19 protein-coding genes are annotated in these 23,866 nt (G+C 35.6%); 2 read left to right on the top strand and 17 right to left on the bottom strand.

Going from position 1 to position 23,866, the window contains the following annotated elements:
* Positions 1-15 precede the first annotated feature (15 nt).
* From CJ239_RS06210 to CJ239_RS06125, 16 genes are all read right to left on the bottom strand, one after another.
* A complete protein-coding gene (locus tag CJ239_RS06210; protein WP_102210911.1) occupies positions 16-1,062 on the bottom strand; it encodes a sugar transferase in 1,047 nt (348 codons plus the stop codon).
* Complete coding sequence (locus CJ239_RS06205) at positions 1,055-1,933, bottom strand: glycosyltransferase family 2 protein (protein WP_102210910.1); 879 nt, start codon at positions 1,931-1,933, stop codon at positions 1,055-1,057. The genes CJ239_RS06210 and CJ239_RS06205 overlap by 8 nt, the downstream gene beginning before the upstream one ends.
* Positions 1,926-2,486, bottom strand: coding sequence for a hypothetical protein (locus CJ239_RS11575; RefSeq protein WP_142366998.1), 561 nt, complete (start codon positions 2,484-2,486; stop codon positions 1,926-1,928). The genes CJ239_RS06205 and CJ239_RS11575 overlap by 8 nt, the downstream gene beginning before the upstream one ends.
* Positions 2,487-3,000: 514 nt before the next feature.
* Positions 3,001-4,125 (bottom strand): glycosyltransferase, encoded by a 1,125-nt coding sequence (locus CJ239_RS06195; protein WP_102210908.1) that lies wholly within the window; start codon positions 4,123-4,125, stop codon positions 3,001-3,003.
* Entirely contained in the window at positions 4,115-5,224 is a 1,110-nt protein-coding gene (locus tag CJ239_RS06190; protein WP_102210907.1) for a glycosyltransferase family 4 protein, read from the bottom strand. Before CJ239_RS06190 ends, CJ239_RS06195 begins: the two co-directional genes overlap by 11 nt.
* A 41-nt stretch (positions 5,225-5,265) precedes the next feature.
* On the bottom strand, positions 5,266-6,168 hold the full coding sequence (locus CJ239_RS06185; RefSeq protein ID WP_102210906.1) for a phosphorylcholine transferase LicD: 903 nt from the start codon (positions 6,166-6,168) through the stop codon (positions 5,266-5,268).
* A gap of 62 nt (positions 6,169-6,230) precedes the next feature.
* Entirely contained in the window at positions 6,231-7,406 is a 1,176-nt protein-coding gene (locus CJ239_RS06180) for a polymerase (RefSeq protein ID WP_257994465.1), read from the bottom strand.
* A gap of 63 nt (positions 7,407-7,469) precedes the next feature.
* Positions 7,470-8,261 (bottom strand): DUF4422 domain-containing protein, encoded by a 792-nt coding sequence (locus tag CJ239_RS06175; RefSeq protein ID WP_102210905.1) that lies wholly within the window; start codon positions 8,259-8,261, stop codon positions 7,470-7,472.
* A 1-nt stretch (position 8,262) separates the two neighbouring features.
* The gene (locus CJ239_RS06170; RefSeq protein WP_102210904.1) at positions 8,263-8,895 is read right to left on the bottom strand and encodes a sugar transferase; all 633 of its coding nucleotides are present in this window, start codon (positions 8,893-8,895) and stop codon (positions 8,263-8,265) included.
* 10 nt (positions 8,896-8,905) lie between these two features.
* Positions 8,906-9,616, bottom strand: coding sequence for a tyrosine-protein kinase (locus CJ239_RS06165; protein ID WP_102210903.1), 711 nt, complete (start codon positions 9,614-9,616; stop codon positions 8,906-8,908).
* Between the two features lie 10 nt (positions 9,617-9,626).
* Positions 9,627-10,319 carry a Wzz/FepE/Etk N-terminal domain-containing protein gene (locus tag CJ239_RS06160; protein WP_102210902.1) on the bottom strand — a complete coding sequence of 231 codons (693 nt, stop codon included), beginning with the start codon at positions 10,317-10,319 and terminating at the stop codon, positions 9,627-9,629.
* 8 nt (positions 10,320-10,327) lie between these two features.
* Positions 10,328-11,059, bottom strand: a complete 732-nt coding sequence (gene cps4B / locus CJ239_RS06155; RefSeq protein ID WP_102210901.1) for a capsular polysaccharide biosynthesis protein Cps4B — start codon at positions 11,057-11,059, stop codon at positions 10,328-10,330.
* Positions 11,060-11,065: 6 nt separating this feature from the next.
* Positions 11,066-12,511 (bottom strand): LCP family protein, encoded by a 1,446-nt coding sequence (locus CJ239_RS06150; protein ID WP_102210900.1) that lies wholly within the window; start codon positions 12,509-12,511, stop codon positions 11,066-11,068.
* A 624-nt stretch (positions 12,512-13,135) separates the two neighbouring features.
* The gene (locus tag CJ239_RS06135) at positions 13,136-15,094 is read right to left on the bottom strand and encodes a peptide ABC transporter substrate-binding protein (protein ID WP_102210899.1); all 1,959 of its coding nucleotides are present in this window, start codon (positions 15,092-15,094) and stop codon (positions 13,136-13,138) included.
* Positions 15,095-15,298: 204 nt separating this feature from the next.
* Entirely contained in the window at positions 15,299-17,266 is a 1,968-nt protein-coding gene (locus CJ239_RS06130; RefSeq protein WP_102210898.1) for a peptide ABC transporter substrate-binding protein, read from the bottom strand.
* Positions 17,267-17,437: 171 nt separating this feature from the next.
* Positions 17,438-19,048, bottom strand: coding sequence for an alpha-glucosidase (locus CJ239_RS06125; RefSeq protein WP_102210897.1), 1,611 nt, complete (start codon positions 19,046-19,048; stop codon positions 17,438-17,440).
* A 152-nt stretch (positions 19,049-19,200) separates the two neighbouring features.
* Between CJ239_RS06125 and CJ239_RS06120 the strand changes: the two genes are divergently transcribed.
* Both CJ239_RS06120 and CJ239_RS06115 read left to right on the top strand, forming a co-directional pair.
* Complete coding sequence (locus CJ239_RS06120; RefSeq protein ID WP_102210896.1) at positions 19,201-20,685, top strand: DUF1846 domain-containing protein; 1,485 nt, start codon at positions 19,201-19,203, stop codon at positions 20,683-20,685.
* Positions 20,686-20,779: 94 nt separating this feature from the next.
* Complete coding sequence (locus CJ239_RS06115) at positions 20,780-21,262, top strand: S-ribosylhomocysteine lyase (RefSeq protein ID WP_000032562.1); 483 nt, start codon at positions 20,780-20,782, stop codon at positions 21,260-21,262.
* Between the two features lie 167 nt (positions 21,263-21,429).
* Here CJ239_RS06115 and CJ239_RS06105 read toward each other — a convergent pair whose 3' ends face one another.
* Positions 21,430-23,535: an AAA family ATPase gene (locus CJ239_RS06105; protein ID WP_102210895.1), complete on the bottom strand. Its 2,106-nt coding sequence runs from the start codon at positions 23,533-23,535 to the stop codon at positions 21,430-21,432.
* Positions 23,536-23,866: the final 331 nt, after the last annotated feature.

Here is a 23,866-nt window from a genome sequence, read left to right as displayed (position 1 = left end):
TCCTCTAACAGTTATTTAATTCTTATCTTCTCTAAGTAATTTTATACTTTTATCAATAGCATTACTTGTGTAAAATCCTTCTCTAACTTTTTCAGATAATCTTTCAATATTTTCCTTTAAAAGTACATATTGTTCTTCCGACATATTACTAATTATTTCTTGCATTTCTATTAAATCGTCTACTACAATCCCAATATTATTTTTTTTAACAAAATCACTCAAGGCAGATTGTTTCCAAACAATAACCGGTATTTTTGAAGCTATAAATAACGACACTTTATGAGGATTATTGTATGTTAAATACTCCCCAGTAATCCCTGAACAAGTTAATATAGAATCGCCATCCCAAACTAATCCAAAATCACCTTCAAGTACAAAAGGAATTTTTTCAGGCGAAAAACTTCCTTTATATGATACATAATCATTATTGTTAGTCGATGAAGTAAAATTAGGTCCATATAAATTAAATTTTATTCTATTTTCATTTTTTAATAACTCAGTTAAATAACCACTTTTTTGGGGTGAAAGATTCCCTGCAATTACAACTGTTTTATCAAAAGATGCTTTTTCTTTATTAAAATTATCCAGTAAGTAATCAAAAATACCGAGTACAACTATTTTTTCACTGCCGATCTTATTTTCTATTAAAAACTCCTTCATTCGTTGGTTATGACAAATAATCACATCAGCATTTTTAACATACTGTTCCTTAGAAATTAGATTTTTTTTATTTCCCGAATACCTTAACGACTCTAAATCGTTTATTAAAAAGATCATTTTAGCTTTTCTACATTGTAGTAATTTCATTAAAAAATTTTTTAGTTTCCCATGAGTAGCAAAAGGAAATTGAAATATCACAATATCATTACTTCTAATTCTAATAAGACACAACAGCAGTTTAAACGCGTAATCAAATATTCTTACTATCTTACTATTTTTTTTTAATGTTACTAGTGGTTTAAATTTACAGTCTTGAAATATTTTCTGTAGATCATTTGGTGCTTTTGTAGCTGCCGTTGAATCACTACCAAACTCTTCATCAATATAATATAAGTTACTCATTTTTCACCCCCTTAACAATTTTTCTAATTCTAGCCATCATTACTACCATATATACTAAAATTAAAGGCTGTTCAAGATTAATAGCAGTTTGCTTAATGCTTTGGTTTCTAATTTTATGATAGTTATAAATCATCCCAAATTTTCTCTTTAATGTAAAATCAATTTGTAACAATTCCTTGGTCATCATTTGATGTGCAACTGGGTTATTAAATAAAATTTTTTCACTATTTTTGGTTAATCCGTCTTCTAAATAGTCACAAAAATAAATGATGTCATTAAACCAACGTAATTTATAACCTCTTCTTGCAACTTCATTCCATAAGACAACTTCACTCATAAAGTTTTCTCCATCTACTACTGGAAACTTAATACTCTTTAAAATATCTGTTCGATATACTTCTGCCTTATCTCCTAAAATATTATGTTTACCTCGATGTAAATTGTCACAATCTATATACGTTCCTTCAAAAGTCTCTCCAACTATTCTTTTTTTAGAGAAACCTTTATTAAATGCTATACCTGCAAAACTGTTATCAAAGGCAATTCCAGAATAGTTATTAAAAATTTTCTCAATAGCATCATCTGTCAATGAATCATCGGAATCAACGATGAAGAATAGCTCCCCTCTAGCTAAATCCAAACCATGATTAATTGCTCTATGCTTACCCCCATTTTGTTGATAAAAATATCGTATTTCAAAATCTGCCTGTTCCTTAAATGTTTCAACAAGCTCACCTGTCTGATCTATTGAACCATCATCTACAATAAGCCATTCAAAATGTTTATTTGTTTGACTGTTTAATGAATGAAACAACTTATTCATTAAATACCCTCTATTAAAAGTTGGTGTAAATACGGTAATTTTATTCATTAATACTTTCCTTCCTTTTTCCTAAATAATCAAAAAATAATATTGGAAATAGAAATACGGTGTAACCATAGCTCTCAAACATTAGAGAAATAAATACACTAATCAGTAGTATACTTTCTCTTAGTGTAAATGAGTATTCTTTTATTCTAGAAAAAATAAATAGCAAAAATAATACAAAAAAAATAATTCCTTTATATAGTAGTAAACCTACATAACCACTGTCAATTATGACTGTTCCTTGAGCTAATGAGACAATTCCATCAATTCTTGTGCCAAATAAAGTAATTCCATATTCTCTAAAAAATACATAACTACTAAAAATTCGATTAGTGAACAATTTATTTAAAAATTGAAAAATGCTATTGGCTTCAAAATTAATTGACATTAGAGTTATAAACAAAACAGACACAGTAATAGCTAAATTAATAAAAAAACTATTTAACGGTCTATTTAACTTACCCATTTTATCAAAAAAGTAACAAAAGAGAATTACTAAAATACTTATATATCCTGATGTTCTGGAGTCTGCTAACTGTAATATCCATAAATTCATCAATAATAAAAATAAATAGAAGAAGAATTTGAATCTTTTTATTTCAAAAAGATTTAAACTACAAACGGTTAAGGAATAGATCATTAACCCTAATGAATTCGGGTGTACAAATCCTAAACTATTCCTAATACCACCATTTGATCTATATATTACAAAATTACTAATATAGCCAATATGGGACAATAATATAATTGTTAACACGAATACCGTAAGTGTAATAAAATGTATTTTGAAAAATTTTTTATTATCTTTTAATATAATTGTATATAATAAGAAGAAGTACGTTATTTCTAGAAATGTAAAACCATTAAAAAGATTCAAAATAAATGTTACGAAAAACAATATTAAGGAAGTTAGTTTTAATCTATTTATTCCATATTTAAGACTATGCATCACAAACAGGAATAATATACATATAAGGATTACAATAGAAATTCCATCAATTCTGTCAATATTTACAAATTTCAGTAGATACAATATTGTTAACAGAGAAAAAATTATATTGAACAATGTATTATATTTCTTTTCGAATTTCAAAATTTCCACTTCCTTTCTTAAATATCTCTAAAAATTTGTAATAAGCTTCTTCATTAAAATTAAAATGAACATTAGCAAAGTTATTTGTAATGACTTTCTCTATACCTTTTACTAATTCGTTACTCGTATGCTCTACCTGGATTACTTCGAAATATTCTGCCATAACTTCGGAACCCTGAGTTTTTGTTGAAATACTAGGAATGCCTAAAACAGCTGCTTCTGCTAATACATAACTAAAAGACTCTGATACTGAACTTTGAATTAACCCCACACTATTCTTTATATATTTATATGGATTAGATTGAAAACCTAATAATTTTATATATTGGCTCTCTCCTAGATTGTTAATTTGATTCTTTAAATGATCATATAAACTACCATCTCCCAAAATAATTAAATGATATTGTGAATACTTTTTTCTAAATAAATGAAAAGCATTTATTAATAATTCAAAATTTTTAACAAGTTCCAATCTCCCTATCGCACAAAAATAAGGAATATTTTCTAATTCTATTTCCTCTTTACTTAAATTTTTTATTTCATCAATGTTAAGCAAGTTAGGTATTACTTCTAAACTTGTCTTTGGAAAAATCTCCTCAAAAGATTCTTTTTGTGGAGTAGAAACAGCTAAGATTGAATTAAACTTTTGATAACAAGTCAATTCCTCTTTAAAATTTTTAAACGATCGTTTTGAATACCAATTTTTTGAGAAATCGCAATGGATATAAGCCAGTTTTAAGCTATCTTTATTCGATGATCCCGCTATGATTTTTGTTGGTTTTCCTTCTATATATGCAAATTCATAATCAAATTTTTCATTTTTAAAAATACTTCTCTGTATAATCCATCTATTCACAAATGACGGTGGCAATAACTTAACAAGCTTATTCAATAATTTTTCAATAATAACTGGTGTATTCTTTCTAATAAAATAATCAATCCTTAAATGACTTAATTTTGAGCCATAAAAATTATTTTTTTCCGTATATACTAGAATGCTAATTTCAAACATACTTTCAAATTCTTGAACAAAGTTAACAAGTGATTTTTCAGCGCCTCCACCTGTTAGACTAGTTATACAAATTAACATTTTAGGTTTCAAAATTATTCCCTCCAGTCATTTCCTCAATTAAATCGATCCACTGTTGAATTATTTTATCTTTATCAAATTTATCCATATTATCCTTGGCATGTTTAGCGAAGGAACTTCGCAAGTTCGAATCTTTCATCAATTCAAGTAGTTTCTCACTCATCTTATCGGTATCATAACAATCTATTAGATAACCATTGACCCCATCTTCAACAATCTCATTAGGTCCCGTTGGACACCTAAAGCTAACAATAGGAAGATTGTATTGTTGAGCTTCTAGCAATACCAAGGGTAATCCTTCGTAACGAGAAGTCATGACATAAATTCCTTTATCTCCATAAATCATATCCTGATTTTTTTCAAGACCTTTAATGACTAACTTATCTTGCAAATCATTTTTGATGATTAAATCCTTGATTTTGTCTACTTCATCTTGTTTTCCGGAACCATAGATTTCCCAAGTCCAGTCAGGCATTTTAGCTAACACTTTTTCCGCGACTTGGATAAGATACTCATATCCTTTTTGATAATCAAAACGACCAACAGTTACAATTTTAGTAGACTCATCATTATAAGGTATATTGGAAAGACGATTTTCTTTCCAATTATAGATGTAAGCAATCCTATTCTCAGAAATACCGTATTTTCGTATATAATTTTTACGATCCTCTTGTGTAAGAGTAATAATCTTGTCTGCTAGCTTTGTCCCAACATATCTTTGGACTTTCTGAGAAAGTTCTCTATTAGCCGTAATTGAATTGGTATGATCACACAAAACTACTTTAGTAGAAATTCCTATTCCTGACAAAGATAAAAATATATTAGCGAATATCCCTATCCCAAAGGCAACCTCTATCTCATTATCTAGGAAATATTTTTTTAACATTTTTGAGATTTTTAGAATATTCTTAGACAAGCGTACTCGATGGTCAAAAAAATTGGAGTATTTTACTTGAGAATTGATTTCAAAGAATAAATCCGATTGCTTTGTTGTAATTCCAATCAAATGAACTTCATACTTTTTTGTAAGTTCGTTTGCCAAAGATACAGCAACTCGCTCACCGCCACCAGAATCATCCAAAATCCATTTCACTAAAGCGATTTTTTTCATTAAATTAATTCCTTACATACAAAAAACGAAAGTACTGTTTACTAGCTAGGGAAGGAGATTTCTAATATGATATGTGATTCCCTATCTTCAACTGCAGGTATTTTCATATAATCACCGTACATTACAGTTAAATAATGCTCAATATTATTTGGAACATTCCACTTATGTCCTTCAAAATTTAGTTTCCTAGTTAACTGCATATCTTCTCTTATAAACATCTCGCCAAAATAATGTTTTCTTCCTGAAGGAACGCTAAGATATCTTGATTCATTATTCTTGCACAATGAGTAGATCCTTTCCGTAAGTCTTGTAAATTGTCTCAAAGATATAAAACTAGTTAGAAACCCTAAAACTAGTTTTATTCGAAAAACAGTCCTTACTTCTTTATGTTCCTTCATAATCTCCAGCATCAACTGACGATTTTTATAAAAATTTCTACATGATAGTAACAATCCAATCGCCATGCAGAGAAAGCCGTGAAATTGTCTCAAGATTTTTGAATTAGGAACATTTTCAAGCCAAAAAATATCAATAAAAAATCCACATTCTTCAACTCCGACATCCTCTCGACCACGAAAAACGGTTCCTTTTTGTCTTATACGACCAATTGGCATACCATAGTTTGGCGTATGTGAATTATGTATCCAATATTTATCAGAAAATTTCTGAGAGAATTTTTGAAAGAAAATCTCTCGCTCACTTCCTAACATAAATATATCCATATCATCATCCCATGGAATAAACCCTTTGTGCCGAAAAGCCCCTAATGCACTCCCGCCAGAAAGTGAATAGTATAGCCCTTCTTCCTCACACACTGTTACAATATCTTCCATGATTTTTAATAAATACTCTTGATATTTAAGAAGGAGCTCTCCTTCTAATTTAATAAATTTACTATCTGAGAACTTTAAATTTTTAAACAACGTCACTGTAGATAGTCCCATGTAATCCTCCAAAAATAAAATAGCACATAGTCTTATTATGTAAAAGGTAAATTTGAAAAGAACTAATAAATGTTCTTTAAAAGGAGATCCGTTTTACTATAATCAATAAAGTTAAAAGGGAAATTCTTATTATAGAAAAAAACTGTGATAAATGATATACCAAGCAAGCTAAGCTCTATTCCGTATACTAGGTTACGATTCGATAAGATTTTCAACTGTGCTCGATATGTAAACAATATGAATGAAGAAATTACAATCATTGGTAAGAGCAAAAAAAGATTCCTATCGTACATATTTCGAAACGGTACAGATCCCATTGATAATAATGTTAAGTAATAAGTCATCTTAACAAAAGATAATTTCCAATCATCAATCCCTTTAATAGTTCTACTCAAAACAAAATATTGAATTAAAAATAAAAACATTAGAACCACACCAATATATAACCTCATTGTCAGAGTAGTATTAAAGAGATTTACGTACGATGTATTATCCGAATAGATATCAATTTTTCTAATAATAGACTGAAAGAAGCTAATACCTGTCCACTCCGAAAATATTGGTGTTAATTTTATTATAATTGGAAAACTTAATAAAACAAGTAAACTCTTACCTACCGTAATCTTTTTTAGGTAGAAAAAAATGAATCTAAGAGCAACAAAATAAACAACAGCCGAATGAATACTTATTGGAACTAAGTACCATAGCATCATCCAATACTTTGCATAATTAAATTTCGACTCCAAATACATAATTAACATTATCAGAGAAATTGTCATACAAAATCTCATGCCACTAGTGGTGTATCTATAGTTATTTAATAACAAAACTGTAATTAGAATCAGAATATAGGCTAACTTAAAGTAGTTTTTATAGGACTTAAACAAATCAACAACAACAACAACAACAACATAACCAAAGCTAAAATATGTCACAAACGCTGAAATAAAACTAAGCAAACTACAATGATGAGTATTTCTGACCAAATACATCAATGAAGTAAATACCGGAACAGAACCATAATCATATCTACCAACTCTAAATCCTGATTCAAAAGCTTGAAACATTGAAATAATGCTATCAAAATTAGTTAGCACTTGTGTTGCTCTAAAATGAAATGCCCCATCATCTAATGGATGAGGGATATAACGCAAAGCTATTATAGAAATCGATAAACACGCAAGTACTAAATAAGTTACCGAAAACCTTCTGTCGTTTACTATTCCTACTATACTCAAAAACAAAGATAAAACAGGGAAAACTAAAAAAATTAAAAAAGTAAGTAATAATAAAATTATAATTTAAAAACTCTGTCCATATTTCTTTCCAAAAAATTTAGCCATTAAAAATGACATTCCTTTTTTAAACAAGTCAACCTTTTCCATGTACATAAAAGGGATTTCCTTAATCTTTAGATCGTTTTTATCTAACCACACATTAAATAGTATCTCACTAACTCTTCCAAATAATCTAGCCTCAAAATCAGTTAAATCTGATAAATCTATACTTTCATACATACTATCCAAGATAGGAAACAGCCAAGAAAAATAATCGTCTGCCAGTTCTTTTTTCATAATGAACATGTTAAACATGTAGCCGCTTCTTTGTTTCATTACCTTATCAAAACTAGAGAGATATTCTGGATTCTTCATTTCAATCATTTTTCTAGCCAGATCTAAATGAGAACCATCAAAAGTATGGTCGTAATGAGAATAGAGAGTTTCAATATAATACTTTCTTCTTTTGGGAACGATGACTTCTGAGTTCTCTAATAGTTCTTCAATTTCATATCTATTTAAGATTACATCATCAATATTTATTGATTCATTATATTTTTTCGTCATTTTAGTAAAATATCGACGATAATGTACCAAACCAAGATAATCACAGGCTAAGTTTCTCCAAGCCCAATAGAGACCTGTAAGTTCACAATAGTAAGGATTTAAGGTTGAAATATTTTCTCCAGAATTATCACCTTGAAAACCTAAGTCTTCCTTTCCTTCACATCCTACGTGAATCGGTAGATATACACTTGTATCAGCAGGCATTTTATATTTTTTATGTGTTGCTACTAATATTTTTATATTCTGCATGTTAATTATTATTACCCATTAAAACTGTAAAAAATCCCTTCAAAATAAGCAAGAAATCAGTCTTGAAAGATACATTATCAATATATAATAAATCTAGATTCATTCTATCACTAAAAGGCATGTCATTTTTATTTGGCGTAACTTGCCAATAACAAAGCAAACCAGGTTTCACAGACAATCTTTTAGACATTTTTAAAGTACTATCCATTTCTTTATTAGTAAGAATATGATGCGTAATCTCAAATTGTTGTAGTGGACGAGGTCCCACTATAGCCATGTCGCCTTTTATAATATTCAACAATTGAGGCAGTTCATCAATTGAAAGTTTACGTATCACTTTACCGACTTTTGTAGTCATACTTTGAGAATGTTCTTTAAAATTTAGATGATCCGTTTTACCACTATTAATACTTTCTTTTATTCTCTTATCAGCATCCCTATACATACTCCGAAACTTTATTACTTTAAATTTCTTGCCATTTAAACCAACCCTATCTTGTAAATAGAAAACATCTCCTGGATCTTCTATCCAAATAGCCAGAATTGTTATAGGAATAATCGGTATGATTATCAAGGTAATAAATAAGAAAAATGCCAAAAACCTGTCTAAAGTATTTTTAAAAATCAAATACATTTTTAATTAATTATTTCTTCCCATAATTTCCGTAATTGCCATAGGAACCATAGGCTCCGTAACCACCATAAACTCCATATTTTTCAACTTCAGTGTTAAATTTATTTAGAACTACACCTAAAAATGGAGTTCCTGTTTGTTCTAACTGTTCTTTGGCCTTTAAAACATCACGACGTTTTGTTTCTCCAGCTGCCGTTACCAAGATAGAAGCATCACATTTCTGTGTAATGATAGCAGCATCAATGACTACTCCAATTGGTGGCGTATCCACAATGACATAGTCAAAATACTTACGCAGGGTATCAATCATGGTATGGAAATTTTCACTCTGCAGGAGGGCCGTTGGATTAGGTGATATCGGTCCTGACTGAATAACAAATAGGTTTTCAATATTGGTATCGCAGAGACCATTTGAAAGATCAGTAGTTCCTGCTAAGAAGTCAGTCAACCCAGTAATTTTTTCCCTTGACTTGAAAACACCAGACATAACTGAATTACGAATATCTGCATCCACCAATAAAGTTTTATAACCTGCACGCGCAAAGGTCCAAGCAATATTTATTGATGTTGTCGATTTCCCCTCACCAGGTTTAACAGATGAGATGGAAAGAACTTTCAAATTATCACCACTCAATTGAATATTTGTTCGCAAAGCATTGTAATACTCTTCTGCTTTTTTCGCAAAATCTAAACGTTTTTGTGCTATTGCTAATGTTGGCATATTTTCTCCCTTATTTTAACTTATTCAAATCTGGAACAATCCCTAGAAGTGCAATCTGCATTACTTCTTCCACATCTTCTGGTCGTTTAACACGATCATCCAACAACTCAAGTAACAAGACTGAAATTACCATCACTGCTCCTCCCGCTAGAAAAGCTAGCAGGGTATTACGACGAATATTAGGTGATGAAGGACTTAGGGCTGGCCTTGCCTCCTCCAATGTTGTCACATCAGACACACGAGTTACAGAAATGATTTTTTCAGCAGCCACTTCACGAAGAGCATTTGCGATACGACTAGCTTCTTCTGGTTGTGCATTTTTTACAGTAATTGACACGATACGAGTATCAACAGGTACTGTTACCTGAATCTTCTTGCTTAATTCCCTAACTGTTTTCTCTAGTTTAAGATTTGAAATGACTTTCTCAAGTACATCTTGAGAGAGGATGATTTCCTTATAGTCTTTTACCAGATAGGTCCCAGCCTGCAAATCCTGGTTGGTCAACCCTGCTTTATCAGATTGATTTCGATTGACCACATAAATACGTGTCGTACTAGAATACTCTGGCTTCAGTACAAAACTACTTACGCAGAAAGCTAGAACAGCAGCTATAATCGCAGTCAAGATGATAGTGATTTTTTTCTTCCAAAGGATTTTAAATAATTGAATAACATCAATTGAGATTTCTTTATTTTCTTTCATGTCAACTCCTAAATAATTTGATCAGATACAATTAAACGAGGATTTTCAATAAATAATTCTCTCGCTCTTCTTTCACCATATTGTTTTGAGATAAGTTCATAGGCTTCTTTCATATAAGGGGGACGTTGGTCCAAATTGTGCATATCACTCGCCACAAAATGAACCAAGTCACGCTCTAGAAAATAGCGAGCTCGTTTCTTCATAAATTTGTATTTATCCCCAAATAACTTTGGTTTCAAAATACTAGAACTATTGATTTGTGTATAACAGCCCATATCAATCAACTCTTTGACCCGTTTTTCATTATTCTCTAATTCATGGTAACGTTCAATATGAGCAATAACAGGGGTTATACCAAGCATGAGAACATTGCTCAAAGCAGTATGAATTTCTCTGTAAGGGGTAGCCATACTAAACTCAATAAGAGCATAGCGTGTCCCATTGAGACTTGGAATCACTTGCTTCTCTAACTTTTCAAGTACATCATGGGTATAATAAATTTCTGCTCCATAGAGAATAGTCAAGTCTGAAGCTACTTCCTTGGCTAGCTCCTTAACCTCTTGAAAGTTTGCCTCTATTTTCTCCTCAGGAGTCTCAAACATTCCTTTTCGTCTATGCGATGTCGATACAATAGTCCGTACCCCTTGTCTATAGGCTTCTGTCAAAAGCGCCTTACTTTCTTGCTTAGTTTTCGGACCATCATCCACACCAAATACAATATGCGAATGAATATCAATCATTTTGCTTTATTTTCCTTCTATCACATCATTGATTGCAGCCTTAACTGACTCTAAACTGCTGTCACTTATTTCCATTATGTAGAGGTTGCTCTCAGGCATAGCATAGGATGGTAAATCCATACGCCCTGTTCCTTTAAGATCTTGCGAATTGATCTTATACGTTCCACCACTCTCAAGTTGGGCATTGACCAGTTTCATCATGGTTTCAAGTGGCATATTGGTTTGAATCGAATCTTGCAACCCTTTTATAATACCGTCATAATTTTTCAAAGCTTCTGTTGAGGTTAACTTTTGCAAAATAGCAACAATTACCTTTTGTTGGTTGCGACCACGATCCCGGTCTCCATCTGCCAAGGAATAACGCTCACGCACAAATCCCAAAGCTTGTTCCGAATCAAGATGAACATTCCCTACGGAATAGAACTTCCCATTTGTATGAGCAGTAAACTCTTGATCATTATAAACATCAACTCCATCAAGGAGATCAATCAATTTCAAGAAAGAGGTGAAATTCAAACGAGCATAATAGTTCAAGTCAATACCGTAAAGATTTTCCAATGTATGAATTGAAGCGTCTACCCCATAGATACCCGCATGGGTCAACTTATCTTTTTGGTTGTTACCACCATCTGCAATTGGAACATAAGAATCACGAGGTGTTGTTGTCAAGAGAATCTTTTTCGTTTCGCGATTCACTGTCATAATGATATTGACATCAGATCGAGAAACTGAACTGATTGGACCGTAAGTATCAATTCCACTGATATAAACGTTGAAACTGTCACCTTTGACATCTTTTGGAGTTTCAACCGTCTTGGTTAATTCTTTGGTATAGATTTTCTTAATTTTTGAAGCATAGTCTGGATATTCAGATTCGATAATGTTTTCAAAGACACTGTTTAAGATAATCGCTTTCGTATCTCCAGCCAATAAACTCTTATAGGCTGCAAGATAGGAACGACTTTCTTCGACTGTTAATTCCTTATTTTGAGTCGCTTTCAGATCATTCATCAACTGTTGGATATTATCCTTATCCGTCCCAGTAGGTCCCATTACACTGGTTACCTGACTGATATTATCAATTGGACTATCTGCTAACACCGCAATACTCATCGAATAATTTGAGTAGTTTGATGTTGCATTCAAACGACTGGTAAAACCAATGAACTGCCCTACAGCAAAGAGAGAAGTTCCACTGATTAAAATACCAAGCAGTAATAAAATCAGCGTTAGATTCTTAGCTTTCTTGGACCAAATCAAAAAAAAGCACAAAATAGCTAAGACCACAATTAGGACGGCAACTACTATATTCAGATATCGGAAGTCTAGCATATTGTATTTGAAAATCAAAAACAATAAAAAGACTGCTAGTACGGCATAGATAGCTAGCAACCCCCAACTAATCAACATCTTTGTTTTACCCTGACGAGCCCGCTTCGAAAACCTACTCACGATATACCTCTATTATCAATTTTTATTTCATTTCATTATATCATAAAAAATACACTTGTGGGCTAAATCCACTTAGGTGAGGCGTTTTCATCTTATTTCCGAAACATTCTTTTGGATTTACAAACAATTACATCAATAAATTTATACTCAATGAAAATCAAAGAGCAAACGAGCCTCAGGTTGCTCAAAACACTGTTTTGAGGTTGTAGATAAGACTGACGAAGTCAGTCACATATATACGGCAAGGCGACGTTGACGCGGTTTGAAGAGATTTTCGAAGAGTATTATAGTAGATTGAAATAAGATACGAACAAATTGATTAGGAAAGTTAAATTAATTTCTAGAAACATTTTAGCAACTATAGTGTACTATTCCAGATTCAATAAACTATAAAATGAAGAGTATTAAAATAAAAAAACGCATACTATCAGGTATTGAAAAACCTTGATACTATGCATTTTATTTCGAGGGTATTTATACTCAATGAAAATCAAAGAGCAAACTAGGAAGCTAGCCGCAGGCTGTACTTGAGTACGGCAAGGCGACGCTGACGTAGTTTGAATTTGATTTTCGAAGAGTATTACTTCATTTTCTCCTGAAATTGAGTTTTTCCCAGCCTATCATTTATTTAACATGATTCTCTGCTTCTTTTTGAGCTTTTTCAATTGCTTTTTTGCTTTCTTGCTCCCATTTAGTCTTGGCTTCTTCATACTGTTTAGTCGTAACAGTATCTTTTTGCAGTTTCATATACTTATAGTTATAACCGTCACCCTTGATACCGACCAATGAGTATCCTCTTGTAAATGGTATCACTTTGGTCACAGAAGCAGTCCCTCCTCCTGACATTGCTGACATAATAAGAGAGTTATCAATCATCCAAGCCTGAGCTTCAGCATATTTCTCATAGCGTTTGCTTACATCTTTATTTTCACTATCCGCATCTTTGAGCATTTTAGTGTAAGTATCCAAACCTAGGCTAGCAATCTTCGCTTTATCTTCCTTGGCATCTAGACCAAAAATCTTGAGATAGAATCCATCCTCTGCATTGAAAGGATTGAGGTAAGTAGATGGATCCTGATAATCCGCTACCCAACCATCAAAACTTAAATCATAATCTCTTGCATTGGGAGTAGGAGCCAAGAAGGCTACGTTATTATACTCATCTGTAGAGAGTTGTTGAACGTCAATAACAAGATTATCAGCACCTAAAACAGACTCAAGGGTCTGTTTCACAGAATTCATACCAGTCACAGCATTTTTATTTGTCTGATCAACAGCTATATCCAAGTGAATTGGGAAGGTCACACCTTGATTTGCCAAGTCTTTTTTGGCTTCCGCAAATTTTGCTTGGGCTTTTTCTTTGTTGAAATAGGCATCCTGAGCATCTGCTAGGTTCATACCTGCCCACTCTGTTCCATAGTTGACCAATTTAGAAGCGACTACTTCTCCAAAGGTCTTGTCTCCAACTTGGACAAAGGTAGGAGGAACTAGGGTGTTCCGAAGGGTCTTGCTAGCCGCTTCTTCCCCATTTGACTGGGCAGAGTAGGCTGCACGGTCCAAGGCAAAGTTCACCGCTTGGCGGAAGTTCTTGTTCAAAACAGCTGTCTCAGTTGACTTCTTCTGCTCATCTGTCGTTTTAGATGTATGGTTGTAAGCCTTACGGTTGACGTTGAAATTGAAGTACCAAGAAGTCTTGTCTTGCAAACTATAGACGATATTATCCTTATATTTCTCCTTGGTCTTGGCAAAGTTTGAACTATTTGGATAAACCCCAGCGATAGAATAGGCTCCACTTTCAAAGTTACGGATGGTCAATTCTTGGTCTGAGCCATCAAAATAAGCCAACTTGACATGTTCAATCGATACTTTATCATGATCGTAGTAATGCGGATTTTTCACATACTCGACCGATGATTTTGATGTGAAGTCTTTTAACAAATAAGGTCCACTGTAAAGAATGCTATCTGGAGATAGGGTACCAAAATCTTTCCCTTTTGAGTTTAGAAACTCTTCATTTACTGGGAAGAGAATACTATTGGTTGTTTTGGAGTTCCAGTAAGGTTCTGGGCGTGTCAAAGTATACTCAACAGTCTGGTCGTCAATGGCCTTCACCCCAACCTTAGAAAAGTCAGAATCCGCTCCTGTAATATAATCATTCAAACCCTTGATGGAATTTTGAATCAAGTCAATGGCCTGTGATTTATTATCCACTGCGTACTTAATACCCGTCACAAAATCTTGTGCCTTGACTGGGGCGTACTCTTCACCGTCAGCTGTGAACCATTTGGCATCTTTTCTTAATTTGTAGGTATAAGTCAGACCGTCGCTCGAAACAGACCAGTCTTCCGCCAAAGATGGAACTAGATTTCCGTGGTTGTCATTCTCAAGCAAACCATCAACTAGGTTGGTTATAATCGATGTATTGTCAGCGTAGTAATCTAATAAATAGTTAAATGTAGTTGGATTTCCACTAAAGGTTGATGAGTAAGTTTTTGTATCTGAACCTGATTGCCCGCAAGCAGCTAAAAGCAAAGCAGCCGCAAAGGTCAGGCCTGCGCTAAGGACACGCTTCTTTGTATTCATCTTCTTTCTCCTTTATGTTAGTTTTTATAACATAACCTTATTCTACCAAAATAGCAGTAATTTGTAAAGTTAATTGAATTTCTAGAATGGAAGTTTATAAACTCTAGGCATTAAAAAACAAAGGATTCCTGTCTTTCATACAGTCCTCCCTTGTTTTTATACGATTTATTAACTAAAAAACCATTTGTAGAAACGAGCCTAGACTCATTTTACGTGTTTTTCTAAATCCTTTTGATACTGAGCATTCGATTCTAGTTTTTCCTTTTGCCACTTCTTGAGAGCTGCCTCATACTCTTTCGTTGTGACAATATCATTTTGAAGTTCCATTCCTTTAAAAATAAATGGATCCCCTTTGATACCAACTTGTGAATAAGCTTTAGTAAATGGCACAGCACGACTTACCATAGGAGAACCTCCTGAAGACGCCACTGGAATAAGGAGAGAACTATCTGTTACCCAAGCTTGAGCCTTAGCATATTTCTCATAACGTTTGTCAAGATTGGTCGTCTCAGAAGCAGCATCGTCCAAGAGCTTCTTGTATTCATCCAAGCCAACTTTCGCCATGACTTCAGGATCCTTGCCCTTTGTTATACCTAGGTGTTTCAAGGCAGAACCCTTCTTAGCATCTAAAATATTGAGATAGGTTGCTGGATCTTGGTAATCTGGTCCCCAACCTGTTCCGTTCAAATCATAATCTTTTTGAGTTGGCACTTTTGCTTGGGAAGTAATACTTTCCTTCTCATTATCTGTCATTTGAAGAACATCTACAATGACATTCTCAGAACCAAGCGTTTCTTCAATCGATTGTTTTAATGAATTTGTCTGTTGAACTGCAACTACATCTGTCTGTTCTACTGGTACATCCAAATGAATCGGGAAACTTACTCCCTTGCTTTGCAATTCTGACTTCGCTTTCTCAAATGCTGATTTGGCCTTCGTAGGATTGTAAATTGTATCCTTACCATCTGTGAGAGTTACATCTTTCCACTGTTCTCCATATTTCAGTAGTTCATCCTGAGCCAACTGTCCGAAGGTCTTCCCTGCTACCTGAACATAATTATCTGGCACTAGACTATTACGAATAATCTTATCCGCACCTTCTTCACCGTTTAATTGAGCTGTATAGGCATGGCGATTAAAGGCAAAATTAATCGCTTGACGGAAATTTTTATTCAGCATAGCTTCTTTTGTAGAAAGCTTTTGTCCTTCATCTGTCTTGGCTGTTTTATTATATGATTGACGATTTACATTAAAAGTAAAGTAGTAGCTAGTTGCTTCCTGAGGGCTATAAATAATCTGATCGCCATATTTCTCTTTGGTTGAAGCAAAACTTGAACTATTTGGGAAAAGTCTCGCTGTATTATATGCTCCTGTAGCGAAACTACGGATAAGGGATTCTTGATCTGAACCGTCATAGAATGTTAATTTTACATTATCAACCTTGACATTTTCCTTATCCCAATAGTTAGGATTTTTTTCATACTCAATCACAGATTTAGAAATCAAAGATTTCAAAAAATATGGACCATTGTAAAGAATACTTGATGGAGTTGGCGCTCCGTAATCCTTACCAGTTGCATTCAAAAACTCTTCATTTACAGGAAGCATGGTTGCAGTGGTTACTTTAGAGTTCCAAAAACTTTCTGGTTTATTAAGGGTATATTCTACCGTATAATCATCAAGAGCTTTAACACCTACAGTTGAAAAATCATTGGTCTCACCACTAACATAGGCCTCCAAACCTTTGATTGATTTTTCAATCAAAGAAAGACCATCTGACTTACCATCTGCTGCATGTTTCAGACCTGTAACAAAGTCCTGAGCCTTAACTTCTGCATACTCCTCTCCTTCAGAAGTGTACCACTTCACACCCTTACGAAGTTTGTAAGTATAAGTCAAACCATCAGCTGAAACAGTCCAATCCTCTGCTAAAGACGGAACAAGATTCCCATATTTATCATTTTCTAAAAGACCATCAACAACATTACCAATCACGTCAGAGGTCGAACTTTTACTCGTAATGCTATAATCCAAGGAAGACGGATCTACTGCATAAACATAAGAAAAACTCCTCGGGGCATCTGCTTTCTTATCGCTTTTCCCACAAGCCGTTAAAAGAAGGGCTGCACTCATCGTTAATCCTGCTCCTAAAATCCACTTTTTAGATTTCATAATCAAACTCCTTTAGTAATATGTTATTTCCACCATTATACTCTATTTTATTCTAAATGCAAGAGCTTTCGACAGATTTTTTAGAAAATTCTAACAAATGTTTTTAAAAGAGTTTTCTGAAAAACTTTTAGCAAAAAACCTCAAACTCTATAAGCTTGAGGTCCCCACTTTTTAGTCAGTCATTTCCACACAGAAAGCATCCCATGGAGCCAAGCTTTGTTTTTCAAAGGCTTCTTGAGCCGCAGTGTTTTCAATCAAGACTGATTTAACTTTTCCTTCTACTACCAAGTCTTGTTTTTCATTGGACAAGTTGGCTACGACTAGGAATCGACGGTCACCATCTTTACGGATATAGGCAAAGACCTTGTCAGCCGTATCGAGTAATTCAAAATCAGCTCGAATCAGCCAGCTGTTCTCCTTGCGGATTTGAACCAGCTTCTGATAAGTATAGAAAATAGAATCTGGATTTGCCAGCGCTTCTTGAACATTGATTTCTTCATAGTTTGGATTGACTGCCAACCAAGGTTGACCTGTTGAAAAGCCAGCATTTTGGCTCTCATCCCATTGCATTGGAGTACGGGCATTGTCGCGACCAATGACACGGATACTATCCATAATTTCTTCCATCGGAACGCCTTCTTCAAGAGCTTCACGCGCATAGTTGAGCGATTCAATATCTTCTACTTGCTCCAGTGTTTCAAACGGATAGTTGGTCATCCCAATCTCTTCACCTTGGTAGATATAAGGTGTTCCTCTCATCAAATGAAGCAAAATCGCAAAGGCTTTGGCCGATTTTTCGCGGTATTCTTGGTCATTGCCCCAGATTGAGACGATACGAGGGAGGTCATGATTATTCCAAAAGAGCGAATTCCAGCCATCCTCAACTCCTAATTCTGTCTGCCATTTATTGAAAATCTCTTTCAACTTAGCGATATTCAGCTCTTTTTGATAGTGCCATTTAGGTTCTCCTTCCTGATACTGAAGACAAATGTGTTCAAACTGGAAGACCATAGACAGTTCTTGCCCCTTTGGATCCGAGTAGAGCTTGGCAATCTCTGGCGTTGCACCCCAGGTCTCTCCTACTGTCAATAGATTCTTATCTCCAAAGGTTGCCTGATTCATTTCCTTGAGATAAGGGTGGAGCATAGGGCCGTTATTAACTACTTTCTCATCAGGAATTTTCCCAATCATGTCAATAACATCCATACGGAAACCGCCAATGCCTTTATCAATCCAGAAGTTCATCATTTCATAAATTTTCTGGCGAAGTTTTTCATTTTCCCAGTTGAGATCAGGCTGTTTTTTACTGAAAAAGTGAAGATAGTATTGACCTGACTTTTCATCGTATTCCCAAGCAGAGCCACTAAAGATAGAATCCAAATCATTAGGTTCATCTCGCCAGATATAGTAGTCTCGCTCAGGGCTATCAGGATTTTCACAGGCCTCGACAAACCAAGCATGTTCATCCGAGGTATGATTGACCACCAAGTCCATGATAATTCGGATATCACGCTTCTTAGCTTCTGCAATGAGTTCATCCATGTCCTCCATGGTCCCGAAAATAGCTGCAATCGCTTGATAATCAGCAATATCATAGCCATTATCGTCCATAGGGCTGTCATAAACTGGAGAAAGCCAAATCGCTGTAATCCCTAACTTTGCTAGATAGTCTAACTTACTGGTAATTCCTGGCAAATCGCCAATTCCATCTCCGTTGCTATCCATAAAACTCTTTGGATAGACTTGATAGACTACGGCATTGTGCCACCATTTTTCTTGCATTTTCTTACCTCATTATTTTAATAATCTACAGTCTATGATAGCGCTTTTCAAAACTTTGTGCAAGCGTTTGCCTAATCTTTTTGATTTCTTTTTTAACTCCATAGTTTCCTAACTTCCAATTTTTTATTATAATAGAGGTCAGAGGTAAAAAAATGAAAAAACAAGCTTTTAGTTCTGAAAACTATTTGAATCTACAGCGCGACCACATTTTGGAGCGCATTAACCAATTTGACGGCAAGCTCTACTTGGAGTTTGGTGGCAAAATGTTAGAAGATTTCCACGCTGCTCGCGTCCTTCCTGGTTATGAGCCTGACAACAAAATCAAACTCTTGCAAGAATTGAAAGAGCAGGTTGAGGTTGTGATTGCCATTAATGCTAGCAACATCGAACATTCCAAAGCACGTGGTGACTTGGGCATTTCTTATGACCAAGAAGTTCTTCGTCTGATTGATAAATTCAATGAATTGGGAATTTTTGTTGGCTCTGTTGTCATCACACAGTACGCTGGCCAACCAGCTGCAGATGCCTTCCGCAACCAACTTGAGAAAAACGGAATCGATTCTTATCTTCATTATCCAATCAAAGGATATCCAACAGATATGGATCACATCATTTCTCCAGAAGGTATGGGAAAAAATGACTACATCAAAACCAGTCGTAACTTGATTGTCGTAACCGCTCCTGGACCTGGTTCTGGAAAATTGGCAACTTGTATGTCCAATATGTACCACGACCAAATCAATGGTATCAAGTCTGGTTACGCTAAATTTGAAACCTTCCCAGTTTGGAATCTTCCCCTTCATCACCCAGTCAATTTGGCCTACGAGGCAGCCACAGCTGACCTTGACGATGTCAACATGATCGACCCCTTCCATCTCCAAACTTACGGAGAAACAACTGTCAACTACAACCGTGATATCGAAATCTTCCCTGTGCTCAAGCGCATGTTGGAACGCATTCTAGGAGAGTCTCCATACGCTTCTCCGACAGATATGGGTGTCAACATGGTTGGTTTCGCTATTACAGATAATGAGGCTGCTATCGAAGCCTCTAAACAAGAAATCATCCGTCGCTACTATCAGACTGTTCTTGATTTCAAAGCCGAAAAAGTGGGCGAATCTGCTGTCAAGAAAATCGAGTTACTCATGAACGACCTCGGTATCACACCTGCAGACCGCAAGGTTGCTGTCGTTGCACGTCAAAAAGCAGAAGAAACTGGCGGACCAGCCCTAGCCCTTGAATTACCAAATGGGGAAATTGTCACTGGTAAGAACTCAGAACTCTTTGGCCCTACAGCCGCTGCTCTTATCAACGCTATCAAGAAATCAGCTAACATTGCGAAAGAAGTAAAACTAATCGAGCCTGAAGTTGTTAAGCCAATCCAAGGTCTTAAAATCGATCATCTGGGTAGCCGCAATCCACGCCTTCATTCAAATGAAATCCTGATTGCTCTTGCCATCACAGCTACAGAAAATTCTGATGCTGCTCGTGCTATGGAAGAACTTGGCAACCTCAAAGGAAGCGAAGCCCACTCAACCATCATCTTAACCGATGAAGACAAGAATGTCCTTCGCAAATTGGGTATCAATGTAACCTTTGATCCATACTACCAATACGACCGCTTGTATCGTAAGTAACGATTTCAACCTCTCCACTCTCGGAGAGGTTTTCTTTCTGCCTCAGGAGCCAGCTTTATGTTATAATGAAAGAAGAAAACTGAAAGGATTTACCATGTCAAAAGAAGTTATTGTCGAAAGTTTTGAACTTGACCACACCATTGTTAAAGCACCCTATGTTCGCTTGATTGGGGAAGAAACAGGGCCAAAGGGAGATGTTATCTCCAATTATGATATTCGCTTGGTGCAACCAAACGAAGACTCTATCCCTACCGCTGGTCTTCACACTATCGAGCACCTATTAGCCAAACTCATCCGTACCCGCATCGACGGCATGATTGACTGTTCACCATTTGGTTGCCGCACAGGCTTCCACATGATTATGTGGGGACGCCACACCAGCGCTGAAATTGCTGCCGTCATCAAGGATTCGCTCAAAGAAATCGCTGAGACTACTACTTGGGAAGATGTTCCTGGAACAACCATCGAATCTTGCGGAAACTACAAGGACCACAGCCTCTTTTCTGCGAAAGAATGGGCGAAACTCATCTTGGAGCAAGGAATTTCAGATGATGCCTTTGAGCGTCATGTCATCTAAACACAAAAAAGGAACCGGCTTTTCAGCTGGCTCCTTCTTTTTTTATCCTCAAAATTTTGTCTTATACTCAATGAAAATCAAAGAGCAAACTAGGAAACTAGCCGCAGGCTGTACTTGAGTACGGCAAGGCGACGTTGACGTGGTTTGAATTTGATTTTCGAAGAGTATTAGGCTTTTTCACGAATGATCAAAATACCATCTTCCATATCTGCTTCCAGATGTTTAGCATCCAAATGATCCAAGTGGAAGTCTGTTACCTTATCACGAATTTCTTGTTCAACCACGCGACGGAGTGGACGAACACCCATGACTTCGTCATAGCCTTCTTCAGTGATATAGTCTTTAGCCGCTTGACTGACTACCAAATCAATGTCTTTCTTAGCCAAGGTTTGGTTAACTTCAGCCAACATCAAGTCCACAATCTTAGAAAGATCTTCCTTAGTCAAGTGCGAGAACTCGATAACTGCATTAAAGCGGTTGAGGAATTCTGGACGGAAGAAGGGTTTCAAACGGTCCATCAATTCTGGTTTGTCCGCATCTTCTGTCAAGTTGGCTTCATAGCCAAATCCAGCATTTGAGGTCGCAATAATGACAGTGTTTTTAAAGTTTACTGTATTCCCTTGACCATCTGTCAAACGACCATCATCCAAGACTTGGAGGAGCAGAGTGATCACTTGAGGATCAGCCTTTTCAATCTCATCCAAAAGAATGATAGAGTAAGGATTACGACGCACACGTTCTGTCAAGGTATTGCTATTGTCATCATAACCCACATAACCTGCTGTTGTACCGATTAGCTTAGAAACGGCTATACGGTCACTGTATTCAGACATATCCAAACGAATGATTGCGTCCTTAGTTCCAAACATATCAAGCGCCAATTGCTTAGCAAGTTCTGTCTTACCAACCCCAGTTGGTCCTACAAAGAGGAAGCTGCCGATTGGGCGATTGCCTTCATCAAAACCAGCACGGTTACGACGGATAGCACGAGCTACCGCTTCTACCGCCTTATCTTGACCAATCACCTTGTCTTGCAAGCGATGAGCCATATCTTTCAAACGTTCGATGTCTGATGCTCCCATTTGAGATACTGGAATACCCGTCATTCGTTCCACAGACTCAGCTACATCGTTGACACTTGCAGTCACTTTCATATCTTCTGTGTGGTTTTCGATTTTCTTTTCTAATTCTGCAATACGTGTTTTATAGTTTAGAGCTGCTTCAAAATCTTCCGCCTCAACAGCTTTTTCTTGCTTCTCTTTCTCCGCTTCAATTTCACGTTCAACAGCATGCACATCTGTTACTGGATGTTGTGCTGCCAAGTGAGCTGCCGTAACATCGACAAGGTCGATAGCCTTATCTGGCAAGCTACGTTGAGGAATATACTGAACAGAATAATCCACTGCTGCTTTCAAAACTTCGTCTGGCAAGATGACATTGTGGTGTTGTTGATAGAGATCACGAATTCCTTGAAGGATTTTATATGTATCCTCTGCTGAAGGAGCATTGACCTTGACTTCGTTGAAACGACGAGCAAGAGCTGCATTCTTCAAGATAGTATTACGGTATTCGTCTTGAGTCGTTGCCCCAATCACTGTCAATTCTCCACGAGAGAGGGCTGGCTTGAGAATATCTGCAAGTCCCTTAGAACCACTGTCTCCACCAGCGCTACCAGCACCGAGGATTTGGTGAATTTCATCAAAGAAGAGGATAATATTCCCCGCTTCTTTGACCTCATTGACTAGATTTTGAACGTTTTCTTCAAAGCTACCACGGTATTGAGTCCCAGCTTCAAGACCTGAGATATCAATGGAAATAATTTCCTTATTCTTAATAGCAGCTGGAACATCGCCGTTCACAATAGCTTGTGCCAAGCCTTCGACAACTGCTGTCTTACCAACACCTGCATCTCCAACCAAAACAGGATTGTTTTTGGTACGGCGTGAAAGGATTTCAGATGTTTCTTGAATTTCCTTGTTTCGTCCGATGACAGGATCCAGCTTGCCCTCACGCGCTTCCGCTGTCAAGTTTCGACCCAGTTTAGCAAGGACACCGTCTTGTTTCATACCTGACGTATGTTGTGGCATTTGTCCATCAACTTCTGCATTTCCTGGCAATTGACCAGTTGCACGATAGTGAGCAAATTCCTCAGGTGTCACTTCGCGTCCATTAATCAAGTAACGACGGTTTTCAGAACTGTATCCTCGCATACCACCCATCAATTGGTTAAATAGATCATCCATGTTGTTAAAATTATTAAAGTTGTTGTTCATATTCTTTACCTCTTTTTGTATTTCTTCGTTATTATTACTGATATTGACTATCTTTGACCTTTGTTTTAAAAAATTTAGACTAGCTAAATGGCTACTCTACGTACTATTTCTGGTTTTTCTTTTTCAAGCAGGAGTAGACTATCTTTACTTCTGAAGATTTCTAGATGAAACATAGACCCACCTCTTTCTATTTTACTTTAAATAATACTCTTCGAAAATCTCTTCAAACCACGTCAGCTCTATCTGCAACCTCAAAACAGTGTTTTGAAAACCTGCGGCTAGCTTCCTAGTTTTCTCTTTGATTTTTATTGAGTATAAGTATTCGAGTAAG

Source organism: Streptococcus sp. UMB0029 (assembly GCF_002871495.1).
Lineage (GTDB): Bacteria > Bacillota > Bacilli > Lactobacillales > Streptococcaceae > Streptococcus.
Note: the sequence above shows the minus strand (reverse complement) of the source record. Positions and strands in the feature narration are given on the sequence as shown.

Coding starts and splice junctions, on each gene's coding strand:
- CJ239_RS06210 (WP_102210911.1), bottom strand. CDS start 1,062: ATGAGTAACTTATATTATATTGATGAAGAGTTTGGTAGTGATTCAACG.
- CJ239_RS06205 (WP_102210910.1), bottom strand. CDS start 1,933: ATGAATAAAATTACCGTATTTACACCAACTTTTAATAGAGGGTATTTA.
- CJ239_RS11575 (WP_142366998.1), bottom strand. CDS start 2,486: ATGAATTTATGGATATTACAGTTAGCAGACTCCAGAACATCAGGATAT.
- CJ239_RS06190 (WP_102210907.1), bottom strand. CDS start 5,224: ATGAAAAAAATCGCTTTAGTGAAATGGATTTTGGATGATTCTGGTGGC.
- CJ239_RS06185 (WP_102210906.1), bottom strand. CDS start 6,168: ATGGGACTATCTACAGTGACGTTGTTTAAAAATTTAAAGTTCTCAGAT.
- CJ239_RS06175 (WP_102210905.1), bottom strand. CDS start 8,261: ATGCAGAATATAAAAATATTAGTAGCAACACATAAAAAATATAAAATG.
- CJ239_RS06170 (WP_102210904.1), bottom strand. CDS start 8,895: ATGTATTTGATTTTTAAAAATACTTTAGACAGGTTTTTGGCATTTTTC.
- CJ239_RS06165 (WP_102210903.1), bottom strand. CDS start 9,616: ATGCCAACATTAGCAATAGCACAAAAACGTTTAGATTTTGCGAAAAAA.
- CJ239_RS06160 (WP_102210902.1), bottom strand. CDS start 10,319: ATGAAAGAAAATAAAGAAATCTCAATTGATGTTATTCAATTATTTAAA.
- cps4B (WP_102210901.1), bottom strand. CDS start 11,059: ATGATTGATATTCATTCGCATATTGTATTTGGTGTGGATGATGGTCCG.
- CJ239_RS06135 (WP_102210899.1), bottom strand. CDS start 15,094: ATGAATACAAAGAAGCGTGTCCTTAGCGCAGGCCTGACCTTTGCGGCT.
- CJ239_RS06130 (WP_102210898.1), bottom strand. CDS start 17,266: ATGAAATCTAAAAAGTGGATTTTAGGAGCAGGATTAACGATGAGTGCA.
- CJ239_RS06125 (WP_102210897.1), bottom strand. CDS start 19,048: ATGCAAGAAAAATGGTGGCACAATGCCGTAGTCTATCAAGTCTATCCA.
- CJ239_RS06120 (WP_102210896.1), top strand. CDS start 19,201: ATGAAAAAACAAGCTTTTAGTTCTGAAAACTATTTGAATCTACAGCGC.
- CJ239_RS06115 (WP_000032562.1), top strand. CDS start 20,780: ATGTCAAAAGAAGTTATTGTCGAAAGTTTTGAACTTGACCACACCATT.
- CJ239_RS06105 (WP_102210895.1), bottom strand. CDS start 23,535: ATGAACAACAACTTTAATAATTTTAACAACATGGATGATCTATTTAAC.